This window comes from Thermobifida fusca NBRC 14071 = JCM 3263, assembly GCF_001592045.1.
GTDB lineage: Bacteria > Actinomycetota > Actinomycetes > Streptosporangiales > Streptosporangiaceae > Thermobifida > Thermobifida fusca.
In genome coordinates this window covers 1-13,090 of sequence record NZ_BCWB01000068.1, presented here as the reverse complement: position 1 = coordinate 13,090, position 13,090 = coordinate 1, and the positions used below count along the sequence as shown (strand labels likewise).

13 protein-coding genes are annotated in these 13,090 nt (G+C 68.5%); 7 read left to right on the top strand and 6 right to left on the bottom strand.

The genetic code is table 11. The annotated features are described in order from the left end of the window. Positions 1-351: 351 nt before the first annotated feature. A complete protein-coding gene (gene glpX, locus TF1_RS15200) occupies positions 352-1,377 on the bottom strand; it encodes a class II fructose-bisphosphatase (RefSeq protein ID WP_011290911.1) in 1,026 nt (341 codons plus the stop codon). Positions 1,378-1,538: 161 nt separating this feature from the next. Here glpX and TF1_RS15195 point away from each other — a divergent pair, with 161 nt between their 5' ends. Together TF1_RS15195 and TF1_RS15190 are read left to right on the top strand one after the other, a co-directional pair. Next, complete coding sequence (locus TF1_RS15195; RefSeq protein WP_011290912.1) at positions 1,539-2,141, top strand: TetR/AcrR family transcriptional regulator; 603 nt, start codon at positions 1,539-1,541, stop codon at positions 2,139-2,141. Positions 2,142-2,203: 62 nt separating this feature from the next. Further along, on the top strand, positions 2,204-2,776 hold the full coding sequence (locus TF1_RS15190; protein ID WP_011290913.1) for a DUF4245 domain-containing protein: 573 nt from the start codon (positions 2,204-2,206) through the stop codon (positions 2,774-2,776). Positions 2,777-3,101: 325 nt separating this feature from the next. On the opposite strand, the gene TF1_RS15185 is transcribed toward TF1_RS15190, so the two are convergent. From TF1_RS15185 to TF1_RS15170, 4 genes are all read right to left on the bottom strand, one after another. Continuing rightward, positions 3,102-3,347: an exodeoxyribonuclease VII small subunit gene (locus TF1_RS15185; RefSeq protein WP_011290914.1), complete on the bottom strand. Its 246-nt coding sequence runs from the start codon at positions 3,345-3,347 to the stop codon at positions 3,102-3,104. Continuing rightward, a complete protein-coding gene (xseA, locus tag TF1_RS15180) occupies positions 3,344-4,564 on the bottom strand; it encodes an exodeoxyribonuclease VII large subunit (RefSeq protein ID WP_011290915.1) in 1,221 nt (406 codons plus the stop codon). Before xseA ends, TF1_RS15185 begins: the two co-directional genes overlap by 4 nt. A gap of 47 nt (positions 4,565-4,611) precedes the next feature. After that, on the bottom strand, positions 4,612-5,442 hold the full coding sequence (locus TF1_RS15175; protein WP_011290916.1) for a patatin-like phospholipase family protein: 831 nt from the start codon (positions 5,440-5,442) through the stop codon (positions 4,612-4,614). A gap of 182 nt (positions 5,443-5,624) precedes the next feature. Next, the gene (locus TF1_RS15170; protein ID WP_011290917.1) at positions 5,625-6,305 is read right to left on the bottom strand and encodes a hypothetical protein; all 681 of its coding nucleotides are present in this window, start codon (positions 6,303-6,305) and stop codon (positions 5,625-5,627) included. 252 nt (positions 6,306-6,557) lie between these two features. Here TF1_RS15170 and TF1_RS15165 point away from each other — a divergent pair, with 252 nt between their 5' ends. After that, the gene (locus tag TF1_RS15165) at positions 6,558-7,559 is read left to right on the top strand and encodes a 4-hydroxy-3-methylbut-2-enyl diphosphate reductase (protein WP_011290918.1); all 1,002 of its coding nucleotides are present in this window, start codon (positions 6,558-6,560) and stop codon (positions 7,557-7,559) included. 4 nt (positions 7,560-7,563) lie between these two features. Here TF1_RS15165 and TF1_RS15160 read toward each other — a convergent pair whose 3' ends face one another. Next, positions 7,564-8,106 (bottom strand): DUF6542 domain-containing protein, encoded by a 543-nt coding sequence (locus TF1_RS15160; RefSeq protein WP_011290919.1) that lies wholly within the window; start codon positions 8,104-8,106, stop codon positions 7,564-7,566. Positions 8,107-8,281: 175 nt separating this feature from the next. Between TF1_RS15160 and ychF the strand changes: the two genes are divergently transcribed. From ychF to TF1_RS15140, 4 genes are all read left to right on the top strand, one after another. Beyond that, positions 8,282-9,376, top strand: a complete 1,095-nt coding sequence (ychF, locus tag TF1_RS15155; RefSeq protein ID WP_011290920.1) for a redox-regulated ATPase YchF — start codon at positions 8,282-8,284, stop codon at positions 9,374-9,376. Positions 9,377-9,969: 593 nt separating this feature from the next. After that, a complete protein-coding gene (locus TF1_RS15150; RefSeq protein WP_011290921.1) occupies positions 9,970-10,953 on the top strand; it encodes a conjugal transfer protein in 984 nt (327 codons plus the stop codon). A 97-nt stretch (positions 10,954-11,050) separates the two neighbouring features. Then, entirely contained in the window at positions 11,051-11,362 is a 312-nt protein-coding gene (locus tag TF1_RS15145) for a hypothetical protein (protein WP_011290922.1), read from the top strand. Positions 11,363-11,374: 12 nt separating this feature from the next. Further along, on the top strand, positions 11,375-13,090 hold a 1,716-nt coding region (locus TF1_RS15140), incomplete at its 3' end, for a conjugal transfer protein (protein ID WP_255266200.1).

Genomic DNA, 13,090 nt, shown 5'->3' with positions numbered 1-13,090 from the left:
TGTCCAGGCGGAGCCCCCTGGGGCTGCCCCGGGGGTGGCCCCTGGGGCTGTCCGTGGGACGGTGGCGGGCCGGCAGGGTGTCCGGGAGGCATTCCCTGCGGCTGTCCCTGGGGCGGATATCCCGGACCGGTCGGCGGTCCCGGTGGCGGCTGCTGCTGGCCCCACTGGGGAGACTGATCAGATGGGTCAGGGTAGGACATGGGACCTCCGGACACGAGGTTTCTCAACGTTCGTTCCAGGCGCTTTTGACCTCCCGTGGAACTTTCTGGTTTCTCGCTATACCGGTTCGTGGCCGAAAAGTGACCGGGCCCGGCGAGCAGCGCCGAGCCCGGTGATCAGCGTGGCGATGCCTCAGCGGGCACCAGAAACGTCCACTCCGCGGTAGGACGACAGCTTGCGCAGCCGGTGCTCGCTGCTGATCCGGCGGATCGTGCCGCTGCGCCCCCGCATGACCAGCGAATCAGTGAACGCCCCGCCGTCCACGTACTTCACTCCGCTGAGCAGCTCCCCGCCGGTGATCCCGGTGGCCGCGAAGAACACATCCTCTGACGAGACCAGGTCGTCAGTGGTCAGCACCCGGGACAGGTCGTGTCCTGCGGCCTCAGCCTTGCGCCGCTCCTCGTCGTCGCGCGGCCACAGCTTCCCCTGGATCACCCCGCCCAGGCACTTGATGGCGCACGCCGCGATGATCCCCTCCGGGGTGCCGCCGATCCCCAGCAGCAGGTCGACACCGGTACCGGCGCGTGCCGCCATGATCGCCCCGGCCACGTCACCGTCGGAGATGAACTTGATGCGGGCCCCGGTCTCCCGCACCTCGTGGACCAGCCGCTCGTGCCGCGGCCGGTCGAGGATGACCACGGTGATGTCCCGCGGGTCGCCGCCCTTGGCTTTAGCGACCGCGCGAATGTTGTCGGCCACCGGCGCGTTGATGTCGACCACGTTCGCCGCATCCGGCCCGGTGACCAGCTTCTCCATGTAGAACACGGCAGACGGGTCGAACATGGAACCGCGCGGGCTCACCGCGATCACCGAGATCGCGTTGGGCATACCCATCGCGGTCAACCGGGTACCGTCGATCGGGTCCACCGCGACATCGCATTCGGCGCCGTTGCCGTCACCGACCTGCTCGCCGTTGTACAGCATGGGGGCGTTGTCTTTTTCGCCCTCCCCGATCACCACCGTGCCTTTCATGGACACGGTGCTGATCAGGTGGCGCATGCCGCGCACGGCTGCGTCGTCCGCGCCGTTCTTGTCGCCGCGCCCCACCCAGCGCGCAGCGGCCAGGGCGGCAGCCTCAGTGACCCGTACCAGTTCCAGGGCCAGGTTGCGGTCGGGAGCATCGTGCGGGATCGGTACCGGAGCGTTCGCAGTGGTCATGGCCAGCCCTTTCCGAATCAGCTCTTCCGCCCTCACGGTGCGGAGAGCGCGCTGAATTCTTTCAGCCTCCAGCACAGCGGGGTCGTGCGGGATCCCGCTGGCGTACTCTCTTCAACACTAGGTGAGCCTTTCGCAGGCGGTAAGGAACGATTGGGTTGACAGTGGAGAAGGTGGAAAAGCCGGTGCGGGCCTCGGCCCGAGGAGCGGCCACACGCAGCGCGCTGTTGGAAGCGGCGTCGTACGTGTTCCGCACATCCGGTTTCGATAAAGCTGGGGTCAGCGAGGTTGTCGCCCAGGCCGGAGCTAGCGTCGGGAGCCTCTACCACCACTTCACCGGGAAGGCGGACCTCTACCTGGCGCTCTACCAGGAGTTCCAGCAGCGCCAGCAGGAGCGGACCCACCAGGCGGTGGTCGACGCCCGGGCGGAAGGAGAGAACGACCCCCGCAAGCTCATGACCATCGCTGCACGCGCCTACCTGGAAGGGTGTATTGAGGAGCGGGAACTCACGCGGATCTTCTACAGCGGGGACAGCCCTCCCGGGTTCGAAGCGCTCATGCGCCAGCAGTTGCGGGAGTGGACCGGCCGTAACGCCGCCCTGTTCCGCAAGGCGGACGAACCCGTGGACGAAGCGCTGCTGATGATCGTCACCGGTTCGATCTCCCTGGCCGCGACCGAGGTCATCGAACGGGACCCGGACGAGGCCCGGAAACTCGCCGACGCCGTGGTGGAACGGCTCAGTTCTCTGACACCCCGGAAAGAGTGACCCCTGACCATCGGGCAAGCTGGGAAGCAGCAGAACCGAGAGACGGGGTGGAGAAGAACCACATGAGCAGCGGTAGCCGTCGGAGCGACAACACCTTCCTGGGCTACGCGATCGTGCTGGGCGCACTGATCGCCCTGGTCGTCCTGATCACGGTGGTGGTGGACTCGGGACGGTCGGAGCAGATCCCTACCGTCGACTACACCCCCGACGCGTTGACCCTCAGCGAGATCGCGCCCTACCAGGCGTACGCGCCTGACCAGGACCAACTGCCCGAGGGGTGGACCCCCACGAGTTCGCGGCTGAACGACGGCGGCGCGCTGACCGAAGAGGAGCCGACCGAACCGGTCCGCTGGTCGGTGGGGTTCGCTACCCCCGAGGACCGGCATGCCGCGTTCCACATCAGCGACGCTGACCCGGACGCGTTCATCGCCGAAGTCACGATGAGGGGCGAACCCGACGGGGAGTCGACGATCAACGGCCAAGTCTGGGAACGCCGGTACAACGAAGTCGAGGACGAACGCTCCCTCGTGCTGCGGACCGACGACGCCACGCTCATCGTCAGCGGGGGTGCCTCCTACGAGGAACTGGAGACCCTTGCGGGGGCGCTGGAACCGCAGACCCCCGCACAGGAGTGACTGCGGTCTACCCGGTCTAAGGGCTCGCTCCGCTAGCGGCACCGGTGGCCCGGTGCGCGTCCCAGCCCTGACAGCACGCCCTCTTTAGGCAGGACATTTCCGCGCGCGCTCCAGCCACGGCGGGGCGGCAGCGCCCCGACAGCGCGGCGCGGGACTGTTCCACGAGCAGACAGAACACGGTGCGGCGGCACAGCCCTACGACGTGACGTGGCGGGACACCGCCGTGCCGGGGAAGTGCCGCCCCGTCCTTTTCCGGCCCGCGTGGCCCGGCTGCGCGGAAGCAGTCCCGCTGCTGGTCCACGGCGGCGCCCCTGGACGGCCGCCGTCAGAACGGGGCGCCCTCCTCGGGCTCCGGGGTGTCTTCGGCCAACGCAGCAGCCAGTTTGGCGCGGGCGCCTTCCAGCCACGCCTCGCACGTTTTCGCTAGCTCTTCGCCGCGCTCCCACAACGCCAGCGACTCTTTGAGTGTCAACCCGCCCGACTCCAAGCGGCGCACCACCGCCACCAGCTCTTCGCGGGCCTCCTCGTAGCTCAGTTCCGGTTCAGCCGGCGGGTTCTCTTCGGCTGTCACAGCTCGTCCTCCTCTCGGTTTTGAGCGATCGCGACCAGCCCGTCCTCGGCGAACCGCAACCGCAGCTCCTCCCCGGGGGCCACCTCAGCGGCGGAACGCACCACCGTGCCGTCGGCACGCCGCACGATCGCGTACCCCCGTGCCAGCGTGGTGGCGGGGGACAGGGCATGCAACCGGGCACGGATGTGAGCGAGGTTGTCTCCGGCCCGGTCGAGGGCAGCGGTGAGCGCCCGGCGTCCCCGGTCCCGCAAGTCGAATACCTGCTCGATCTTCCGTTCCACTTCCTGGACCGGGTTGGCCAGGACAGGGCGGGACCGCATGCTCGCCAGCCACGCTTCTTCCCGCGCGATTCCGCCTTCCAGCACCCGGCGCGCCCGGTCCCGCAGCTGGCGGATGAGCTCCCACTGCTCTCCCACGTCAGGGACGACTTTCTTGGCGGCATCCGTGGGCGTGGAGGCCCGCAGGTCCGCCACATAGTCCAGCAGCGGCGTGTCCTGTTCGTGCCCGATCGCGCTGACCACGGGGGTGCGGGCAGCCGCGACCGCACGCACCAGGGCCTCGTCGGAGAACGGCAGCAGGTCTTCCAGGGAGCCGCCGCCCCGCGCGATGATGATGACATCAACCTCGGGGTGCGCGTCCAGTTCCTCCAGCGCGGCCATGACCTCGGGCACGGCACGATCGCCTTGGACTGCGACTTCGCGCACTTCGAACCGGACGGCGGGCCACCGCCGCCGCGCATTCTCCAGCACGTCCCGTTCCGCGGCGGAGTCGCGTCCGCAGATCAGCCCCACCACCCCGGGCAGGAACGGCAGTTTCCGCTTCCGGGACTCCGCGAACAACCCCTCGGCGGCCAGGGCTTGCCGCAGCCGCTCCAACCGGGCGAGCAGCTCGCCCAGGCCGACATGGCGGATCTCCAACGCTTGGAACGAGAACGTGCCGCGCGGCACATAGAAGTCGGGTTTGGCGTACACCACCACCCGGGCTCCCTGCTCGGGGGGTGGGTCAGCGGCCCGCAGCACCCGGATCGAACAGGTCACCCGGGCGGACACGTTCGCCACCGGGTCACGCAGCGTGATGTAAGCCATGCCGCCGCGGCGGTGCAGCTCCGCGACCTGCCCCTCGATCCAGATCCGGCCGAGCCGTCCAATCCAGCCGCCCACGGCTTGCAAGACCACACGTACCGGCTGCGGGGACTCGGGGGAACTCTCCATGCCCATACGAGGAGCCTAGACGCGACCGGTGACAGGGGAAGGGGAATGCCCGGTCACACGCCCCACGTGCGGGCGACCCGGACCGCCACTTCCGCGGCCTGGTCCCGCCCGGCCCGGGCGGCTGCGGCACGCCGCGCCGGGTTGAACAAGTCCCGGCCGAACGCGGCACGCGATTCCGGGCTGGGGGTGACCCACGTGCATTGCGTGCCTTCCGGGAACGGGACCGTGACCGGTTGCCGCCACAGCAGGGGACCGCGCGGGGAAGGCGCGACGACGACAACGCGTTCATGCCCGGCAACCAGGTCCGCGTTGGTCGCGGACCGCACCCCGCCGTCGATGTACCACCGCCCGTCGACCGCCACCGGCGGCCACAGTCCCGGTACTGCGCTGCTCGCAGCGACCGCGTGCAGCAGGTCGACCCCGTCGGTGCGGGAGAAGGCCCGCACGGCTCCGGATCGGGCATCGACCGCGGTGACCACCAGGTGGGTGGACTCCGGCCAGTCCCGGGCTGGCAGGTGGGCGGCGAGCAGCGGCTCCCGCACGGCTTGGGAGAACCGGGCAGAGGACGCTGCGATCAGCCCTACCCGGGCCCGCCCCAGCCTGGGGGAGCGCGCGGTCAGCAGTGTCCCGGCGACCCGCGCCCGCACCCACCAGTGCGGGCGCGCCGCAGCTTCGGCGCCCGCCGGGGCAAGTTGGCGTTCGTAGAGTTCGTCGAGCGCAACCCCGGAAACGATCTGGGCGGCCGCGATCGCGCCTGTCGACGTGCCCAGGATTACGTCGGCGTCGCGCAGGTCCACGCCCGCGTCCCGCAGCCCTGTCAGGACGCCGATCTCCCAGGCGAGTCCGACGATGCCGCCGCCGCCCAGCACCAGCGCCTTGCCCATGGGGGAGTACTCCTTCGCCTCCGAGTCACGCTCGCGTTGCTCCAACGATACGAGCCAGGACTCACCCCGGGGAGTGGCTGACGGCCGGCGGACCCGTATCGTCTCCGAGCTGGAACAGGACCGGGGCTGGACCGTGTCTGTCCAGCCCCGGTGGTCATGCCGTCACCCCCGTAGCGAACCGTTTATTCGGCAGACTGCTGCTCCTCGAGTTTCTTGATCCGGTTGTCGAACATGCGCACGAACTCGGGACGGTTGGCGTGCGCGGCTTCGTAGGCACGCAGTTGGCGGACCTGGTCGACGGTGAGCTTGCGGAGCCGGGCCCGGACCGACGGCAGGGTCAGAGAGTCGTAGTTGGGGAGAGGGGCTTCTGCGGGGGCCTGCTCTGCGTCCGCGGCGGGCTCGGCCTTCTCCTCGGACGCGGCTGCGGGCTGCTCCGCCGCCTTCTCCTCGGCGGGCGACGACTGAGCGTCGGACGGCTCCGTGGACGACGACTCCGCTTTGGCCGTGGCCTCCGCCGGCTTCTCCTCCTCCCTCTTCTTCTCTGCCAGAGGCTCTTCGGGAGCCTGCTGGGGTGCTGCCGCAGCTTCGGGAGCTTTCGACGTCTCCAACGGCTTGATCGGCTCCGGCGGCTCGGTGGGACGCTGCTCGTCGGAGGAGACCGCCTCCGTGGCGAACTCCGCCGCGGCGTCCGCGTCCGCGGTCTGCGCCGGAATCGTTTCGCTGACCGCGCCCTCGGCCCGCTTCGCTGGGACGTCAGCGGCGGCCATGTCCTCGGGCTTGCTGGACACCACGGGACGGGTCGACCTACCGAACAGACGCTTGAACGCGTCACCGATTCTGTTGATCAGGGAGGGCTTCGACATGGGACTCGGAGGCTCCTGAGTGGTCACGGTCACAACGGTGTGAGCACATCCGACGGTGTTGCGGGGACACGTCGGGACGGCGACGATGTGCTGTATTGCGCAGATAGCCAGAATAGGGGAGTTTTACGCATCACCGCAGGAGAGCGAAACGGAATTCACCAGTTCGGGACCGATACGGGACCAAAGCGGCGCTTACGCCCCTTCGCGTGCCCAAAAGCCCGCGCTAGCGGGTATGGACCGTAGGATGGGGGCATGACTGCGACGAATCGCCGCCGTGTTCTCCTCGCCAAACCCCGCGGTTACTGCGCCGGGGTGGACCGCGCCATCCACACCGTCGAAAAGGCCCTCGAACAGTACGGGCCCCCCATCTACGTGCGTAAGCAGATCGTGCACAACACGCATGTGGTGCGCACCCTCGAGGAGCGCGGTGTCATCTTCGTCGAGGAGACCTCCGAAGTGCCGGAAGGCGCCACCGTGGTCTTCTCCGCCCACGGCGTCTCCCCCCAGGTGCACAAGGAGGCGGCGGAACGCAAGCTGCGGACTATCGACGCGGCCTGCCCGCTTGTCACTAAAGTCCACAAGGAAGCCCAGCGGTTCGCCGCCGAGGACCTCGACATCATTCTCATTGGGCACGAGGGGCACGAAGAGGTCGAGGGCACGAGCGGCCACGCTCCCGAGCACATCCAGATCGTCGACAGCCCGGAAGAGGTCGCCAACATCAAGGTCCGCGACCCCAACCGGGTGGCGTGGCTGTCGCAGACCACCCTGTCGGTGGATGAGACTAACGCCACAGTTCAGGCGCTGCGGGAACGCTTCCCCAACCTCATCGACCCGCCCAGCGACGACATCTGCTACGCCACGTCGAACCGTCAGGCCGCGGTCAAGGCGATCGCTCCGCAGTGCGACCTGTTCATCGTGGTGGGCTCGTCCAACTCCTCCAACTCGGTCCGCCTGGTGGAAGTGGCCCGCGACGCGGGCGCCCGCGCCTCCTACCTGGTGGACAACGCCACCTATCTGAAGGAGGAGTGGCTGGAAGGCGTGACCACTATCGGGGTCAGCAGCGGCGCGTCGGTGCCGGAGATCCTGGTGCGGGAGCTGCTGGAGCGGCTCGCCACCTACGGTTTCACCGACGTGGAGGAAGTGGAGACCGAGCGGGAGAAGATAACGTTCGCTCTGCCCCGGGAACTGCGGACCCGGCGGTCGAAGAACGACAAGTCCCTGGTCGGCAAGCCGCTCCCCGTCTCCCCGGCCTGAGCGGTCACGACAGACGGCGGGAACCGCGGCGGTGTCGGGTGGTGAGTTCCGCGCGCAACTCCCGCACGTTCTGCGGCAGTCCGCGCAGCAGGGCGATCACCAGCAGCAGCGCGGTCCCGCCGAAGAGCCACGGGGCAGCGTCGGTGAGCCGGAGCCCGACCCCGATGGCCACGCTGCGCAGCACACTGTCGGCTCCTACGCTCAGCACGCATTCAGCGAGGAGTACCCCGCAGAAGTAGGCCAGCGGCGGGCTCACGCTCAACGTCAGCAGGTCTTGGGGACGCACGGTCAGCACGGCCAGCCCGCAGGCGAGCACAAAACCGGCGCCGTTGACCGGCGGGTAGGCGACAGCGGTGGCGAGCAGCGCGGAGACCAGGCTGGCGAGCACGATGCAGAGCACCGCGCCGCGGGCTGTGAGCCGAACCCGTCCACGGGGTGGTGAAGGCGAAGCACCGGCGCGGTGCCGGGGTGCGGACGCGGACCGCCGCGGTGCGGCAGCAGACCGCCGCGGCACCCGGACTTCCCACGTGTCCCGCCGTGTCGTCACCGTTCCTCCCCTCGTGATGGCTCATAGTGGCCAGTGTCTCACTTCGGGTGAGGTGTCCGGTTCTCCGGTGTGTTTCGTGTCGCCCTAGGAGGGATCGGATTCCGGTCGATCATCGGGACGACGGGGATTACTGCTGGCACTGACCGCTCATAACGGGTGTCTAGACTCGAGAGTCGTGAGTCTGTCTATCGGGATCGTCGGCCTGCCGAACGTCGGCAAGTCCACACTGTTCAACGCGCTGACCAAGAACGACGCCTTGGCGGCGAACTATCCTTTCGCCACGATCGAACCCAACATCGGAGTGGTCGGTGTCCCCGACCCGCGGCTGGACACTCTCGCCGAGATCTTCGGCTCGGCCAGGACTGTTCCGGCCACGGTCACTTTTGTGGACATCGCGGGGATTGTCCGAGGGGCTTCCGAAGGGGAAGGGCTAGGCAACCAGTTCCTCGCCCACATTCGGGAGACCGACGCGATCTGCCAGGTCATCCGGGTGTTTGAGGACCCCGACGTGACCCACGTCGACGGGGTTGTGGACGCCGCGCGCGACATCGAGACCATCAACACCGAGCTCATCCTGGCCGACCTGCAAACCTTGGACAAAGCGCTGACCCGGCTGGCCCGGGAAGCCAGAGCCAACGCCAAGGACAAGGAGAAGCAGGAGACGCTTGCCGCAGCGGAGAAGGCGCGCACAGTCCTCGACTCCGGAAAAACCCTGTTCTCGGGGGCCGCTGAGGCCGGCGTGGACGTCGGACTGCTGCGCGAACTGAACCTGCTCACCACCAAGCCGTTCCTCTACGTGTTCAACGGCAACCTGGAAGCGTTCGCCGACGAGGCGTTCCGCGCCAAACTGTCCGGACTCGTGGCCCCGGCCGAAGCGATCTTCTTGGACGCCAAGCTCGAAGCGGAGCTGAGCGAGCTCGACGAGGACGAGGCAGCCGAACTCTTGGAGTCGATGGGGCAGACCGAGTCCGGCCTGGCACAACTGGCCCGGGTCGGTTTCGACACTCTCGGGTTGCAGACGTTCCTCACCGCGGGGCCGAAGGAGGCGCGCGCCTGGACGATCCGGAAGGGCGCTACTGCCCCCGAGGCGGCCGGGGTGATCCACAGCGACTTCCAGCGCGGTTTCATCAAAGCCGAAGTGGTCTCCTTCGACGACCTTGTGGCAGCGGGCTCGCTGCAGGAAGCCCGGGCCGCGGGCAAGGTCCGCATGGAAGGCAAGGACTACGTGATGGCTGACGGGGACGTGGTGGAGTTCCGGTTCAACGTCTAACGGGCGCCGCGGCGGAGCAGTCTCCGCCCAGCGGCTCTGCTGACGGTGCGGGGTGCCCTGTTCCCACTGGGGAGCGCACCCCCGCGCTTGCGTGACGCGGCCGCGCTGGCCTCGACCGTGGAGGCGCGGCCCCGCGTTTCCGCTGCCGCTGCCCGCACCCGGCCCGGTACGAGGGGTGTGCGGACGGCAGCGCAGGCTCCCTCTCCGCAGCGTGGAGCGCGGATGCCGTGTTGCCTGGGAGGGACGTTCCGCATGCGTGCTGTGTCCGCTGCTGTGGGGGGAGTTCCTCCGCAGCTCCGCTGAGAAGATCAGCTTCCTGCGCTATCCACCCGCCTTTTCCGTTTTTCGGATCACCCGTAAATATCCGCAAGGGGTGGCCGTTTTCTGATACCGCAGAGAAAATTGACGTGACTGTATCGTGCTGTTGCCCGATCAGTCCAGGTCAGGTATTGAGAGCGGGAAAGAAACACGTTCCGGTAATCCGCGTGTAGATCCCGGATCATGCCGCACTATGGAAGATGGGATAAACAACAGACGGATGGCGGAACCGGCGGCCCCGCGGCGGGGCGCGCCCGTGTGTGGATGGAGGCGCAATGGCTGGCAGGTCAGCCGCTGGGCGCGGGAGCGTCATTGACGAGGATGCTCCCGCCGAAGCGGACGAGACCTTCGACGCCGCCCCGCAGCCCGGTGGGGGACGGCGTCCCCGGGCCGGTGCGGGGGGCCGTTGGTGGCTCTGGGTCGGCCGCGCCGTGCTGTGGGCATTCATCATCGTGGTGATCGTCAACGGCGTGTGGCTGCCGATACGCGAGAACTTCTTTCCCCAGTCCACGCAGCAGCCGGTTGGCGAAGACACCGTGGAATTCCCGGAAACCGCCGCAGCCTCTCTCGCCGTGCGGTTCGCCGACGCCTATCTCAACGCCGATCCGGAAAAAGCGAGTGAACGCGCTGAAGCCCTCGCCCAGTTCGTCCCGGAAGGCCGTGTCACCGCTTTCGACCTGCCCGGGGCCCAACTGTCCGCTACCGGCATTGAAGTCATCACCGTCGAGGTGAAAGACGAGCACAACGCGCTCGTGCGGCTCGCCGTCAACGTCAACGGCGAACCCATGACGCTCGACGTGCCCGTCTACGCCGCCGACAGCGAAGGAACCGCCCTGGTCGTCTCCGGCCGCCCCGCCCTCCTCGCCGCCCCCGAGAAAGCCAGCCTGCCCGACACTTCGTTCGCCACCGACTCTGAGGCGCGGGCAGAACTCGAACCGATCCTCAAAGGCTTCTTCGAAGCCTACGCGCACAACCACGAGCACCTGGACCGCTACCTCGAACCGGGCGCCGAGGTCACCGCACTCCCCGGCGACTTCCTCCGGTTCGGCAAGATCACCGACACCAAAGTGCCTCCCGCGGTCCCCGGAGCCACCCAAGACGTGCGCGTCGCCCAAGTCACCGTGGTGTGGCTGATCCCGGACGGAAGCGGCGGGGACACCACCGCGGAACTCACCCAAAGCTACGACGTCACCGTTGTCGGAGATGACGGGTCCTGGTACGTACGCGACATCCGCGGCGCGCTCAACTCGTTTGACTGACGGGCGCGCCACAATGGTCGCGATTAGGCCAGCCATTGTGCAAAGAGAGGCAAGGACCATGCAGGACAGTACCCAGGAAAGGGAGGGGGTCGGCTAAATGCTCTCCCTCCTCACCGGCTTTGCAGCCGACCTGGCCGCCGCGGCATCCACAACGTTGCATCTGGCCGCCGAGGTTACGGACAGCCCCAACACCACAGGGCTAGCGGACTGGCTCCGCGGATTTTTCGGGCCCCTGTTCCTGGTGATCGTGTCGATCGTCGCGATCTTTTTCCTGTTCACCAGGGAAATCACGCGATTCGCGCAGTTCATCATCCTGGCGATCTTTATTGGGATCGTCTTCTATGTGCCCGGGATCATCGAGGTCCTCGCCGTTGCTATCGCGCGAGCCATGGGCGTGAGCACCGAGTAGGAGGCCGGGGACGTGGATCTGCCCACATACACCAGGATCTGGCGTATCGAGAAACGGCTGTACAAGCTGTACGACTTCCGGCTGCCGGTCCCGGTCTCGCTCGTCACCATCGGTGTGTTCGTGGGCACGTCCGTCGTCTGGTGCCTGCTGATGGGGCTGCTCGGGGTCCCCTTCCACACCCCCTGGCACGTGGTGTGGCTTGTCCCGCCCGGCGTGATCACGTTCCTGGCCACCCGCCCCGTCATCGAAGGCAAGAGCCTCACCGAACTGCTGCGCTCCCAACTCGTCTACGCCACCGAGGCGCGGGTCTACACCCGGCTCGTCCCCCAGTACGAGCCGGACCGCATCATCGTCACGGCCCGAGTGTGGCGCCGTGACCCGGCTGCGGGACCCCTCCCCGGACTCGGCAGGACCACTATTCGACACACCGAACCGGAAACCGAGGTTCTTGAAGCCTCGGCCCGCGAAGACCACTCCGAGCCCGCTGCGACACCCGACGGTGCACCGGCGGCCTCCCCCACCCCTACACCCGCCCACCACGAACCCGAGGAGCGGCGGTCCGCCCAGCCGCCGCTGTTCCGGCGCGTCCTCAACTACTTCGGTTTCGCCCTCCCCGAGAACCCTCCTGCCCGCCAGGAGGAGCCCGCTCCCGCACCCCTCACCTCCTCGACTGCTGCCGCTCGCCGGGCAGAACTGGCCCCCCGCAAGAACCGGGACGACGCCCCGGCGTTCCGGACGGGACGCGACACAGGGGACACCGCCACCGGCAACGACGACCACCCGTCCACCGCGGCCGAGACGGTCGCGGTCCCCGCTGGGGACACCCAGCCCGAGCCGCAGGACACTGACGCGCACGCCCGTGAACCGGACGCCGCGGCGACACGGGACGAGGAGGAACGCAGAGCGGCTGAGGAGCGTGCCGCAACACGCCGCCGAGCCGAGGAGATCATGGCAGCACCCGAACCGGAGCCGACACTCGCCGCGGAATCCGCGCCCGCCCCCAACACGGAACCGGACGCGGAGCCCACCTCCACTGCTGACGTTCCCACCCAGCCGTCCCGAGCCGACGACTTCGCCGACGACGCTGCCGAGAAAGCACACCGGAAAGCGAAACGCCGCCTGCGCGGCCGCGCCCAAAGCCACGTGATCGCCCGGCGCATGCAGCGGGCCCGCGCCCGTGCTGAAGCCCACGAAGCGCAGGCTGCAGCACACCCCACGCCCACCGAAGAACCCCAGACCCGGTCCGAGGACATTCGGGCCGCAGCCGAACCGGTCGTCCGCGGCACCGCGGAACCGGCCCTCCAGACCGGCCAGGGCACTGCCCTGCCCGCCCCCGCGGAGGAGCCGCGGCCGCAGCGCCGCTCCAACCGGCCGCGCCCGCACGCCGCCCCCTGGGACCTTCCGCCGGTGGCCCGGACCAGCGACACCGGTGTGCCTGCCCCGAAACCGTCGCCTGCGCCTTCCCCGTGGGAGGAGCCTCGCGACACCGCGGACGTCTCCGCGGCAGAGGACGCGGCTGTTGTCCCCGCCGAACCAGCCGTCCCGGCCGAACCTGACCCGCAGGCCGATTCCGGGACGCCGGAGGACACCGGCCCCGAACCCGCCCCCGCCGCACCGTCCCCCACTGCCGCGGACAGCGACGAACCCGCAGCATGGGAGGAAGACGTCTCCGCCACCCTGCCTTCCCTCGCCGAGCAGATCCGCGCCGCCGGATCCGGGAAACCACGC

Excerpts from the sequence above, each read along its gene's own strand:
- TF1_RS15170 (WP_011290917.1), bottom strand. The coding sequence starts at position 6,305 with ATGTCGAAGCCCTCCCTGATCAACAGAATCGGTGACGCGTTCAAGCGT.
- TF1_RS15150 (WP_011290921.1), top strand. The coding sequence starts at position 9,970 with ATGGCTGGCAGGTCAGCCGCTGGGCGCGGGAGCGTCATTGACGAGGAT.
- TF1_RS15145 (WP_011290922.1), top strand. The coding sequence starts at position 11,051 with ATGCTCTCCCTCCTCACCGGCTTTGCAGCCGACCTGGCCGCCGCGGCA.
- TF1_RS15190 (WP_011290913.1), top strand. The coding sequence starts at position 2,204 with ATGAGCAGCGGTAGCCGTCGGAGCGACAACACCTTCCTGGGCTACGCG.
- xseA (WP_011290915.1), bottom strand. The coding sequence starts at position 4,564 with ATGGGCATGGAGAGTTCCCCCGAGTCCCCGCAGCCGGTACGTGTGGTC.
- TF1_RS15165 (WP_011290918.1), top strand. The coding sequence starts at position 6,558 with ATGACTGCGACGAATCGCCGCCGTGTTCTCCTCGCCAAACCCCGCGGT.
- glpX (WP_011290911.1), bottom strand. The coding sequence starts at position 1,377 with ATGACCACTGCGAACGCTCCGGTACCGATCCCGCACGATGCTCCCGAC.
- TF1_RS15175 (WP_011290916.1), bottom strand. The coding sequence starts at position 5,442 with ATGGGCAAGGCGCTGGTGCTGGGCGGCGGCGGCATCGTCGGACTCGCC.